Genomic DNA, 12031 nt, shown 5'->3' with positions numbered 1-12031 from the left:
CGACTCCAACCCCGGCTACGTCACCCCGCTCGTGCGCAAGCTCGCCGGCGAGAACGGCATCGACCTCTCCACCCTCACGGGAACCGGAGTCGGCGGCCGGGGCGGGCTCGGGCTCGGCCGGGGCGGGAGCCTCGGCGTCGCTCTCGGCGTCCACCGACGGGGTCGCCTCGTCAGTGGCCTCGGTCTCGGCGGCCTGGACCTCGGGGGCCTCCTCGGCGGGAGCCTCGGGCTCGGACGCCGACGCGGCTCCGGAGCCGTCTCCGATGCGCACCAGCTCGGCGCCGACCTCGACGGTCTCGTCCTCCTGGACGAGGATCTCCTCGATCACTCCCGCGACGGGCGACGGGATCTCGGTGTCGACCTTGTCGGTCGAGACCTCGAGCAGGGGCTCGTCCACCTCGACGCGGTCCCCGACGTTCTTCAGCCAGCGGGTGACCGTTCCTTCCGTGACACTCTCTCCGAGTGCCGGGAGGCTGACGGATTCGCTCATGAGCCTGTCTCCTTAAGACGCTTGTGTTTCGATGTCCAGCTTACTGATGCGGAAGCGGCGGGTCGCCGCACCGCAGTGGTTCTACAGGGCGTGCAGCGGCTTCCCGGCCAGAGCGAGGTGCGCCTCGCCGAGCGCCTCGTTCTGAGTGGGGTGCGCGTGCACGAGGGGCGCGACGTCCTCGGGGTGCGCCTCCCAGTTCACGATGAGCTGAGCCTCGCCGATCAGCTCGCCGACGCGGGCTCCGACCATGTGCACGCCGACGACGGGGCCGTCGACCAGGCGCACGACCTTCACGGAGCCGGTGGTCCCGATGATCGTGCTCCGGGCGTTGCCGCCGAGGCCGTAGTCGTACACGGCGACGCGCTCGGCGCCGTACTCGGCGATCGCGCGGGCCTCGCCGAGGCCGACGGAGGCCACTTCGGGGTCGCTGTAGGTCACCTTCGGGACGTTGACGTCCCTGACGACCTGCGGCCCCAGACCGGCGATCTCCTCCGCGACGAAGATCCCCTGCTGGAAGCTCCGGTGCGCGAGCTGGAGCCCCGGCACGATGTCGCCCACGGCGTACACGCCGGGGACGGAGGTCTGCAGGCGCTCGTCGGTCAGCACGTAGCCGCGGTCGAGGCGGACCCCGGCCTCCTCGAGGCCGATGCCCGCGGTCACCGGGCCGCGGCCGACGGCGACCAGCAGGATCTCGCCCTCCACCGTTGCGCCGCTCTCGAGCGACACGGAGACGCCGCCCTCGCTCTGCGAGACCGACGCGACGCGGGATCCCAGCTGGAAGGCGATGCCCCGCTTGCGGAAGGCGCGCTCCAGCTGCTTGCTGACGCTCTCGTCCTCGTTGGGGACGAGGTGGGGGAGGGCCTCGACGATCGTGACCTCGGCGCCGAACGAGCGCCAGACGCTCGCGAACTCGACGCCGATCACTCCGCCGCCGAGGACGACGACGCTCGCGGGCACGTGGTCGAGCTCGAGAGCCTGGTCGCTCGTCAGGATGCGGCCGCCGATCTCGATCCCGGGGAGGGTGCGGGAGGCGGACCCGGTGGCGACGACGACCGACGCGCCGTGGAGCACGTGCTCGCCGACCGTCACGGTGCCCGGCGCGGTGAGTCGGCCGTCGCCCGTGACGACCGTGATGCCGCGCGAGGACACGAGGCTCTGGAGCCCCTTGTACTTGCCGGCGACGACGCCCTCGCGGTAGCGCGTGACGCCCGCCATGTCGATCCCGGTGAAGCTCGAGAGCACGCCGTACTTCTCTCCCTCGCGGGCGCCGTCCGCCAGCTCGGCGGCGTGCAGCAGGGCCTTGGTGGGCACGCACCCGCGGTGCAGGCAGGTGCCGCCGAGCTTGTCGCGCTCCACGAGCGCGACGCTCATCCCGAGCTGCGTCGCCCGGAGGGCCGCCGCGTACCCGCCGCTGCCACCTCCGAGCACGACCAGGTCGTAGCGCTCTTCCGACACCCAGTGACTCCCTCGCGACGTGCGGTCCCGCTTCCCGGCCGACCGGCTCCGGCGCTGAGCGCCGAGCGGATCGGGAGGGGGGACGAGGCGGGATCTCCCGCCCCGTCGACCCTACTACGCGCTCGCGAAGCCCTCGGCCAGGGCGATCAGCGCGCGCACCGAGACCCCCGTGGCGCCGGCTCCGGTGAAGCCGTAGCCACCGCCTCCGTTGCTCGAGGGGCCGGCGATGTCGAGGTGCGCCCACGGGATCGTGGTCGCGTCCTCGCCCTCGCCGCGCTTCCCGACGAACTCGCGGAGGAAGTGGCCGGCGAGGAGCATGCCGCCGGCGGTGTTGCCCGGCTTGACGTTCGCGATGTCGGCGATGTCCGAGTTGAGCAGCGGTCGCAGCTCCGCGGGGAGGGGCATCTGCCAGAAGGGCTCTCCCGCCGCGCGGGCGGCGTCGAGGACGCGGGAGACCAGCTCGTCGTCGCCCAGAGCGCCGACGGTCCGGTTGCCGAGGGCGACCACGGAGGCGCCGGTCAGCGTCGCGACGTCGATGATCGCATCGGGCTGCTCCTCGCTGGCGGCGACGAGGCCGTCGGCGAGCACCAGCCGGCCCTCGGCGTCGGTGTTCAGCACCTCCACCGTGGTCCCGCCGCGCACGGTGAGCACGTCGTCCGGGCGGATCGCGGTCCCGGAGGGGAGGTTCTCGGCGATGCAGAGCCAGGCGGTCGCGCGGAGCGGGAGGCCGAGCTCCGCGATGGCGCGCACGACGGCGTACACGGTCGCCGCGCCCGCCATGTCGGTCTTCATCCCGATCATCGAGGCCGGCGGCTTGAGCGAGAGTCCGCCGCTGTCGAAGGTGATGCCCTTGCCGACCAGGGCGAGGTGGGTGCTCGCGCCCTCGGGCGCGTAGGCGACCTTCACGAGGCGGGGCGGGCGGGAGGAGCCGCTGCCGACTCCGAGGATGCCGCCGAACCCCTCCTCCGCGAGGGCCTCCTCGTCCCAGACGGTGACCTCGAGGGGCAGTCCCTCGGCGCCGGTCCGCACGGCCTCGGCCAGCGTCTGCGGATAGAGGTGCGACGGGGGAGTGTTGACGAGGTCCTTCACCGTGCCGACCGCGCGGCCGAGCACGAGCGCCCGGTCCAGGACGGCGGGGTCGGCCGACTCGCCGCCGCCCAGCAGGACGACGTGCTCGACGGGCGCCTTCGCCGTGGCGGCGGTGCTGCCGCGGAAGGCGGTGAAGGAGTAGGAGCCGAGCGCGGCGCCCTCGGCGACCGCGGCGAGCGTGCCGTCGGAGCCGGCGGGGAGGGAGAGGGCGACGGAGGCGGACCCCGCGAGCAGGCGGACGGCGGCGCCCGCGGCGTTCCGCAGCGCGGTGTCGTCGGGCTCCGCCGAGCCGAGTCCGACGAGGACGATCACTCCGGCACGGACCGAGGACGGCACGCGCACGAGCGTCTCGGCGGCGCCGGTCGCGCCGAGCGCGGTCAGCGCGGGGGCCAGCTCCTCGAAGCCCTCCGCGCCGACGAGCCGGGGACCATCGGGTCCCGGGGCGACGCCGAGGACGAGGGCGTCGGTGTCGATGTCGGAGGCGGGAACGGTCGAGTACTCGAGAGAGGAGAGGGGCATGGCGGCAATGCTAGGCGCTGTTCGCTGAGGGCTCAGCGGACCCGGCCGGGGCGCCGGGACCCCCGTTTAGACTGGACGCATGCTGGATCCGGAAGACCTGTTCGAGATCGAGGGCGACCTCTCCGAGATCCCGCGCGGGCTGCACCTCGTCGCGGGCCTGACCGGCTCGGCCGACGCCGGGGGAGCGGTGGGGCAGCTGGGGGAGTACCTCTTCGAGACCCTCGAGCACCGCGAGGTCGCGGTCTTCGACCAGGATCAGCTGCTCGACTACCGGGCCCGCCGCCCCATCATCACGTTCGACCAGGACCACCTGACGGACTACCGTCCTGCGATGCTCCGGCTCTCGCTCGCGCACGACGAGCTGCACCAGCCGTTCCTCCTGCTCACCGGCTTCGAGCCCGACTTCCAGTGGGAGCGGTTCACCCGCGCGGTGGTCTCCCTCCTCGAGCGGCTCGACGTCGCCTCGACCACGTGGGTCCAGGCGATCCCGATGCCCGTGCCGCACACCCGGCCCGTCGGCGTCACCGTGAGCGGGAACCGCGAGGACCTGATCGAGGCGATGTCGGTCTGGAAGCCGCACACGCAGGTGCCCTCGAACGTCCTCCACCTGCTCGAGCTGCGCCTCTACGAGCGCGGTCTGACCGTGATCGGCTTCGCGCTGCTCATCCCGCACTACCTGTCGGACACCGAGTACCCGCAGGCGGCGGTCGCGGCGCTCGAGAGCATCTCGGCGTCGACCGGCCTCATCTTCCCGACGGACCGCCTGCGCGAGAGCGGGCGGGAGTTCCTCGGCAAGGTCGACGAGCAGGTCGGCGGCAACGACGAGCTGCAGAAGCTGGTCTCGGCCCTCGAGGCGCGGCACGACACCTACATGGAGGGGACGAGCCTCCGCTCGCCGCTCACCGACGAGGACGGCTTCGTGCCCAGCGCCGACGCGATCGCCGCCGAGCTCGAGAAGTTCCTCGCGATCCGTCGCCCGGGCGAGGAGCCCACCGCCTCCTGAGCGGCCGTAGGATCGGACGAGTGCGTGATCGTCGAGCCTGGTTCGTCTTCGGTGCCGGAGCGTTCGCCTACCTCGTCGCGGTCCTGGACCGCACGACGCTGGGCGTCGCAGGAGTGGACGCCGCGGAGCGGTTCGGGGTGGCCGCCGCCGTCCTCTCGTCGCTCGCCGTCGTCCAGCTGATCGTCTACGCCGGGATGCAGATCCCGGTCGGGATCCTCATCGACCGGTTCGGCCCGCGGACCCTGATCCTCTCGGGCACGGCACTGATGATGGCGGGCCAGGTCGTGGTCGCGATCGCGCCGGGCATCGGCGTCGCGATCGTCGGGCGGATCCTGCTGGGAGCGGGGGACGCCGCGATCTTCACCTCCGTGATCCGCCTCACGGTCACCTGGTTCAGCGGACCGATCGTGCCGCAGCTCTCGCAGTGGATCGGCAACATCGGCCAGGTGGGCCAGATCCTCTCCGCACTCCCTTTCGCGGCGATCCTCCACACGTTCGGCTGGGAGCCCGCGTTCCTCAGCGCCGCCGGCCTCGGGGCCGTGTCCTTCCTCGGCGTGCTCCTCCTGGTCGCCGACGTCCCGCCGCGCACCGAGCCGATCATCCTGGTGCCGCCGACGCTCCGGGCGACGATCGCGCAGCTCGGAGTGAGCCTGCGCCGGCCGGGGACGCAGCTCGGCTTCTGGTCGCACTTCGTCACGCAGTCCTCCGGCACGGTGTTCACGCTGCTCTGGGGCTACCCCTTCCTCGTCTACGCGATCGGCCTGCCGCCGACCGTCGCCGCGCCGACCCTCACGATCGTCGTGATCGCGGGGATCGTCGTCGGGCCGGTGCTCGGCGTCCTGACCGCTCGCCACCCCATGCGCCGCAGCAACCTCGTGCTCGGGATCGTCTCGGCGATGGCGGTCGCCTGGACCGTCGTGCTGCTCTGGCCCGGCGTCCCGCCGTACTGGCTCGTGGTGCTGCTCCTGATCGTCGTCGGAGCGGGCGGCCCCGGCTCCATGATCGGGTTCGACTTCGCCCGCACGTTCAACCCCTCGCGGAGCCTCGGCGCGGCCAACGGAGTCGTGAACGTGGGCGGGTTCCTGGCCAGCTTCACGATGATGTTCGCGATCGGCCTGATCCTCGACGCACTGGCCGGTCCCGGCGCCTCCTCGGAGCAGACCTACTCGCTCGAGCACTTCCGCCTGGCGTGGTGCGTGCAGTACGTGGTGGTCGGCGCCGGAGTCGTCGGACTCGTCGTCGCGCGCCGCCGGACCCGCCGCCGCCTGGCCGAGGACGAGGGAATAACCGTGGCCCCTCTCTGGGTTGCACTGAGTGACCGGATGCGCCGCGGCCGCGCGGGGCGCTGACGGTCGTCCCCGTCGATCCGCCCTTCTGCAGACGCGATGTCCCAGCGGAACGGCCCGGATCCCGCCGGATCGAGCCCCACTCGCACCGCACCGCACGGCTGCACTACTCAGACGTGCAATAATTGTCAATAGGACCCGTTCGGGTCGAGGAGCACCAGGCCCACGTCGGGCGTGCGACGTCCTCGACTTGACATGGGTCCTCGTAATGCCCACCGACGGACGACGCCTTCCCGCGCCGCCCGCCCCCGGGACGCAACGGATGGAGAGGTGCCGCCATGGCCACCAGAGCTACCAAGACCGCAACGCTCGACGCCGTCGACGACGACGTGACGACGACCACCAAGAAGCCCGCGACGCGCAAGCCCGCGGCGAAGACCACGGCGGCCAAGACCACCGCGGCCAAGACGACCCGCTCGCGCGCCACGACCAAGGCCGCCGCTCCCGCCGACACCGAGGAGGAGCCGACCGACGCCGTCGAGCCCGACGAGGCAGCGGAGGAGGAGGAGACCGAGGTCGTCGCCGAGGACACCGAGACCGACGCGAAGGACGACGCGGAGACGCCGGAGGCCCCGGCCGCCGCCGCCGTCGCCGCTCCGGCCGAGCCGCTCCCGAGCGGTGCGCTCGTCCTGTCGTTCGGCGGAGAGGACGACGAGGTCCCGGTCTACTCGACCGCGATCACCGGTGCCACCGCCGACCCGGTCAAGGACTACCTGAAGCAGATCGGCAAGGTCGCGCTCCTGAACGCGGCCGAGGAGGTCGAGCTCGCGATGCGCATCGAGGCCGGCCTGTTCGCCGAGGACAAGCTCGCCAACTCGACCGACCTCAGCCCGGAGCTCGTCCGCGAGCTGCGCTGGGTCGCGAAGGACGGCCAGCGCGCGAAGAGCCACCTGCTCGGAGCGAATCTCCGGCTCGTCGTCAGCCTCGCGAAGCGCTACACCGGTCGCGGGATGCAGTTCCTCGACCTCATCCAGGAGGGCAATCTGGGCCTCATCCGTGCGGTCGAGAAGTTCGACTACACCAAGGGCTTCAAGTTCTCGACCTACGCCACGTGGTGGATCCGCCAGGCGATCACCCGCGCGATGGCCGACCAGGCCCGCACCATCCGCATCCCGGTGCACATGGTCGAGGTCATCAACAAGCTGGCCCGCGTGCAGCGCCAGATGCTCCAGGACCTGGGCCGCGAGCCCACGCCCGAGGAGCTCTCGCGCGAGCTCGACATGACCCCCGAGAAGGTCATCGAGGTGCAGAAGTACGGGCGCGAGCCGATCTCGCTGCACACGCCCCTGGGCGAGGACGGCGACAGCGAGTTCGGCGACCTCATCGAGGACACCGAGGCGGTCGTCCCGGCCGACGCCGTGGGCTTCACCATGCTGCAGAAGCAGCTGGAGTCGCTGCTCGACTCGCTCTCGGAGCGGGAGGCCGGCGTGATCCGCATGCGCTTCGGCCTCGGCGACGGCATGCCGAAGACGCTCGACCAGATCGGCGACACCTTCGGCGTGACGCGCGAGCGCATCCGTCAGATCGAGTCCAAGACGATGGCCAAGCTCCGCCACCCGTCCCGCTCGCAGTCGCTCCGCGACTACCTCGAGTAGGCCGGTGATCCGCTACGCGCCGGCGGTCCTCCTCGGGAGGGCCGCCCGGTTCGCCGCGCGGGTCCGGAAGCCCGGCGGGGGATCCGCCGTGCCCGGACTCGTGGTGAACCGCGTCGCGCCCGGATTCCTGCCCGCGGTGCTCGACGGGTTCCGGGACGGCCTCGTGGTCGTCACGGGATCGGCGGGCAAGTCGACCACGACCAAGATGCTGGTCGCGGTGCTCCGCGCGCACGGGCTCCGGGTCTTCACCAACCCCTCGACGGCCAACATCGCCCAGGGGCTGACCTCCGCGCTCCTGGAGCGGGCGGACCTCCGCGGACGGATCGACGCCGACATCGCCGTCCTCGAGATGGACGAGGGTCACGGCGCGCGCCTCGCGCCCCGGATGCGCCCCCGCGTCGTCCTGCTGACGAACGTGGTGGTCGACCAGATCGACCGCTTCTTCGATCCGGCCATGGTCGCCCGGATGCTCGGCACCATCGCCTCCCGCGCGACCGGTCCCGTCGTGCTGAACGCCGACGACCGCCACGTCGCCGATGTCGCGACCTCCCTCCCCGACGAGCGGATCCGCTGGTACGGCGTCTCCTCCTCCGTCCGCGACTCCGCGTCCGGCGGTCTCGGCTACGCCGCGGAGGCGGAGGCCGGGACCGACCGCGCCACCACCGTCGTCGAGAGCACGACGGGAGCGGCCGCGCGCATCGTCAGCGATGGCGACCCGCTCGAGGTCCGGCTCCCCGCGCGGGGCGTCCACTACGCGGTGGACGCCGCGGCGGCCGTCTCCACGGCCCGCGCCGTGCTCGCTGAGCGCTTCGACCCGGCCCTCGCCGCCTCCGCGCTCTCGAGCATCGACCCCGTCTTCGGGCGGGGCGAGATCGTCACCGTGCGCGGCCACGAGGTCGAGTTCGTCCTGGTCCAGAACCCGGCGAGCTACCGCCTGAACATCGCGGAGATCCCCGAGGGGACCGAGCAGATCATGCTCGCGATCGGCTCCGACGTCCGAGACCCCTCCTACTTCTGGCCCGTGGACACCTCCGTGCTCGGGCACGTCAGAGTCGTCTCGGGGTCGAAGGCGCACGAGGCGGCGCTGCACCTGCGCTACGACGGCGTCCGCGTCGATTCCGTCGACGAGGACCTGGGCCGCGCGCTCGACGCGTTCCTCGCTCTGCCGACCCCCGCCTCCGGCCGGAAGACCATCGTCTTCTCGGCCGATTCGATGCGCCGCACCCGTGCGCACCTGCAGCTCGTCACCAACCGCGAGGAGACCGCGTGACCACCCTCCGCATCGCCGTGCTCGCTCCCGACGTCCTGGACAGCAACGGCGACGCGGCGAACGCCCGGGTCCTCGCGGCTCGGGCGCGCTGGTCGGGGGTCGAGGCGGAGGTGGTGCCGCTGGCGGCCGCCTCCGACGCCGAGGTCCGTCCTGACGTCCTGGTCGCCGGGACGGGAGCGGACGAGGACCTCCCGGGCGTCCTGGCCCTCCTCCACGAGATCGCGCCGACGCTGCGGGCCTGGGTCGACCAGGGCACCCAGGTGGTCGCGGTCGGGGCCGGCTGGGAGATGCTGGCCGGTTCGATCAGCACGGCCGCGGGTGGCGCCCGGGGGATCGGACTGTTCCCCGGAGACTCGGTCACGGGCGAGCGCGCGACCGACGACCTCCTCGTCGAGACGCCGGGCGGTGTCCTCGTCGGCTTCGAGAACCACGAGCGCCGGATGACCGGGATCGCACCCGAGCACGCGCTCGGCCGAGTGCTGCACGGCACCGGCGACGGCGCCGGCCACGAAGGCTACGCGGAGGGAGGCCTTCTGGGCACGCACCTGCACGGCCCCGTCCTCGCGAAGAACCCCTCGCTCGCGGACGCGATCCTGCGGCGCGCCCTCGGCGACGCCTACTCCCCGTCGGACGAGCGTCTCCGCCTGGTCGATGAAACGGCACGAGCCGCTCGCGAAGTGATCGCGAAGCGGCTCGGTGTCGGTCGGTAGGGCGCTGACGCGCCGTCCGGGCTGATCGGGGACGCGCTAGGGACGCTGCTCCTCGAAGAGTCGGGCGGACTCGTCGTGCCAGCTCTGGGCGATGCTGGAGAGCTTCTCCTGGTACTTCTTCCCGTGGTGCGCGCAGAACAGCAGTTCTCCGTTGTTCACGACCACTCGGATGTACGCCTGGGCACCGCAGCTGTCGCAGCGGTCGGCGGCGGAGAGCTGGTGGGCACCGGCGAGCTCGTCCACGCCGTTCTGGGTTGCTGTGGTCGACATGACTTGGCCTCCTGCACTCGTTCTTCGATCTCTGCTTAGTGGAACCCATCCAAGCACGCGATTGTTTCCGCACGGAGTCGATCGGTCGGCATTTCGCTCTGCGCGTAGGGGCCCCGCGCCGAGCGGCCATCGTGCTGCCGCCGGGTGCCGCGCCACCGCGGCCGGAGCGGTTCCCGAAAGTAGACTGGGCGGATGGCCTCCACCGACTACAACGCCCGCCACCTCTCCGTCCTCGAGGGTCTCGAGGCGGTCCGGAAGCGGCCCGGCATGTACATCGGATCGACCGACTCGCGCGGCCTCATGCACTGCCTCTGGGAGGTCATCGACAACTCCGTCGACGAGGCGCTGGCCGGGCACGGGACCGAGATCAGCGTGCTCCTGCACGCCGACGGCAGCGTCGAGGTGCGCGACCGCGCGCGCGGGATCCCGGTCGACATCGAGCCGAAGACGGGGCTCTCCGGAGTCGAGGTCGTGTTCACGAAGCTGCACGCGGGCGGCAAGTTCGGCTCGGGGTCCTACGCGGCGTCCGGCGGTCTGCACGGCGTCGGCGCCTCCGTGGTCAACGCGCTCTCGGAGCGCCTGGACGTCGAGGTCGACCGCAACGGCCGGACCTACCGGATGTCGTTCCACCGGGGGGAGCCCGGGCGCTTCGCCGATGCGGGCGAGCCCACCCCCGACGCTCCGTTCACGCCGTTCGAGAACGGGTCGGAGCTGACGGTCGTCGGGAAGGTCGCCAAGGGCGTCACCGGTACGCGCGTGCGCTACTGGGCCGACCGCCAGATCTTCACGAAGGGCGCCTCGTTCCAGACGGACGACCTGGTGACGCGCGCCCGGCAGACCGCGTTCCTCGTCCCCGGCCTGACGATCGACATCGTCGACGACCGAGCGGACGAGCGCCGCGCCGAGATGTTCCGCTACGACGGCGGCATCTCGGAGTTCGTCGAGTTCCTCGCCCCCGACGCCCCCGTGACCGAGGTGCTGCGCCTCACCGGCTCCGGCACCTTCACCGAGACCGTGCCGGTGCTGACCCCCGGCGGCGCCATGGTGCCCACCGAGGTGGAGCGCACCTGCGAGGTCGACATCGCCCTGCGCTGGGGCACCGGCTACGAGACGGTGATGCGCAGCTTCGTGAACATCATCTCGACGCCCAAGGGCGGGACGCACCAGACCGGCTTCGAGCAGGGCCTGCTGAAGCTGCTCCGCTCCCAGGTGGAGGCGAACGCCCGCCGCCTCAAGGTCGGCTCGGACAAGCTCGAGAAGGACGACGTCCTCGCCGGGCTCAGCGCCGTGCTGACCGTGCGGCTCCCTGAGCCGCAGTTCGAAGGCCAGACGAAGGAGGTGCTGGGCACGCCCGCCGTCCGCGCGATCGTCGCCTCCACCATCGCCTCGACGCTGGGCGCGGTGTTCTCCTCGACGCGCCGCGAGGACAAGGCGCAGACCTCCCAGCTCCTCGAGAAGGTCGTCGCCGAGATGAAGTCGCGGATCTCGGCCCGCGCGCACAAGGAGACGCAGCGCCGCAAGAACGCGCTGGAGTCCTCCTCCCTTCCGGCGAAGCTGGTCGACTGCCGCAGCAGCGACGTCGAGAACAGCGAGCTCTTCATCGTCGAGGGCGACTCCGCCCTCGGCACCGCCAAGCTCGCCCGCAACAGCGAGTACCAGGCCCTGCTGCCGATCCGGGGGAAGATCCTCAACACGCAGAAGGCGAGCATCGCCGACATGCTCTCGAACGCCGAGTGCGCCTCGATGATCCAGGTGATCGGAGCCGGCTCCGGCCGCTCCTTCGACCTCTCGGCCGCCCGCTACGGGAAGATCATCCTGATGAGCGACGCCGACGTCGACGGCGCCCACATCCGCACCCTGCTGCTCACGCTCTTCTTCCGCTACATGCGGCCGCTCGTCGAGGCGGGGCGCGTCTTCGCCGCCGTGCCTCCGCTGCATCGGCTCGTGGTGATGAACGCGGGGAAGAAGCCGAACGAGACGATCTACACCTACTCCGAGAAGGAGCTGCAGAGCGTGCTCGCGGCCCTCGGCAAGGCGGGCCGCCGCTACCAGGACCCGATCCAGCGATACAAGGGGCTCGGCGAGATGGACGCGGACCAGCTGGCCACGACGACCATGGACCGCTCCCGCCGCACCCTCCGCCGGGTGCGGGTCGCCGACGCCGAGAACGCCGGCCGGGTGTTCGAGCTGCTGATGGGCAACGACGTGGCACCCCGCAAGGAGTTCATCGTCCGCGGGTCCGAGTCGCTGTCGCGGGACCGCATCGACGTCTGAGTCGCGGAGC

General features: G+C 71.8%; 9 protein-coding genes and 1 pseudogene. 6 read left to right on the top strand and 4 right to left on the bottom strand.

Annotated features, from left to right (window positions below):
- Positions 1-322: 322 nt before the first annotated feature.
- The 3 genes and pseudogenes from C5D36_RS17370 to C5D36_RS14980 form a co-directional block, all read right to left on the bottom strand.
- Positions 323-490: pseudogene (locus C5D36_RS17370) on the bottom strand (biotin/lipoyl-containing protein); the annotation flags it as partial.
- 81 nt (positions 491-571) lie between these two features.
- A complete protein-coding gene (lpdA, locus tag C5D36_RS14985; RefSeq protein WP_104296152.1) occupies positions 572-1945 on the bottom strand; it encodes a dihydrolipoyl dehydrogenase in 1374 nt (457 codons plus the stop codon).
- A 114-nt stretch (positions 1946-2059) separates the two neighbouring features.
- Positions 2060-3553: a leucyl aminopeptidase gene (locus tag C5D36_RS14980; RefSeq protein WP_104296151.1), complete on the bottom strand. Its 1494-nt coding sequence runs from the start codon at positions 3551-3553 to the stop codon at positions 2060-2062.
- Between the two features lie 79 nt (positions 3554-3632).
- On the opposite strand from C5D36_RS14980, the gene C5D36_RS14975 reads away from it, so the two are divergent.
- The 5 genes from C5D36_RS14975 (at position 3633) to C5D36_RS14955 (ending at position 9477) form a co-directional block, all read left to right on the top strand.
- On the top strand, positions 3633-4556 hold the full coding sequence (locus C5D36_RS14975; protein ID WP_104296150.1) for a proteasome assembly chaperone family protein: 924 nt from the start codon (positions 3633-3635) through the stop codon (positions 4554-4556).
- A gap of 20 nt (positions 4557-4576) precedes the next feature.
- On the top strand, positions 4577-5905 hold the full coding sequence (locus C5D36_RS14970) for a nitrate/nitrite transporter (protein ID WP_104296149.1): 1329 nt from the start codon (positions 4577-4579) through the stop codon (positions 5903-5905).
- Between the two features lie 275 nt (positions 5906-6180).
- Entirely contained in the window at positions 6181-7497 is a 1317-nt protein-coding gene (locus tag C5D36_RS14965) for an RNA polymerase sigma factor (protein ID WP_104232561.1), read from the top strand.
- Positions 7498-7501: 4 nt separating this feature from the next.
- On the top strand, positions 7502-8767 hold the full coding sequence (locus C5D36_RS14960; protein ID WP_104273654.1) for a Mur ligase family protein: 1266 nt from the start codon (positions 7502-7504) through the stop codon (positions 8765-8767).
- Positions 8764-9477: a type 1 glutamine amidotransferase gene (locus tag C5D36_RS14955; RefSeq protein WP_146083752.1), complete on the top strand. Its 714-nt coding sequence runs from the start codon at positions 8764-8766 to the stop codon at positions 9475-9477. The genes C5D36_RS14960 and C5D36_RS14955 overlap by 4 nt, the downstream gene beginning before the upstream one ends.
- 36 nt (positions 9478-9513) lie before the next feature.
- Here C5D36_RS14955 and C5D36_RS14950 read toward each other — a convergent pair whose 3' ends face one another.
- Positions 9514-9747 carry a hypothetical protein gene (locus tag C5D36_RS14950; protein ID WP_068212876.1) on the bottom strand — a complete coding sequence of 78 codons (234 nt, stop codon included), beginning with the start codon at positions 9745-9747 and terminating at the stop codon, positions 9514-9516.
- A 192-nt stretch (positions 9748-9939) separates the two neighbouring features.
- On the opposite strand from C5D36_RS14950, the gene C5D36_RS14945 reads away from it, so the two are divergent.
- Entirely contained in the window at positions 9940-12021 is a 2082-nt protein-coding gene (locus C5D36_RS14945; RefSeq protein WP_104225230.1) for a type IIA DNA topoisomerase subunit B, read from the top strand.
- Positions 12022-12031: the final 10 nt, after the last annotated feature.

The organism is Rathayibacter sp. AY1C6 (assembly GCF_002931535.1).
In the GTDB taxonomy this organism is placed as follows: domain Bacteria; phylum Actinomycetota; class Actinomycetes; order Actinomycetales; family Microbacteriaceae; genus Rathayibacter.
The sequence above is the reverse complement of the archived record's forward strand: the minus strand, read 5'-3'. Positions and strand labels throughout refer to the sequence as shown.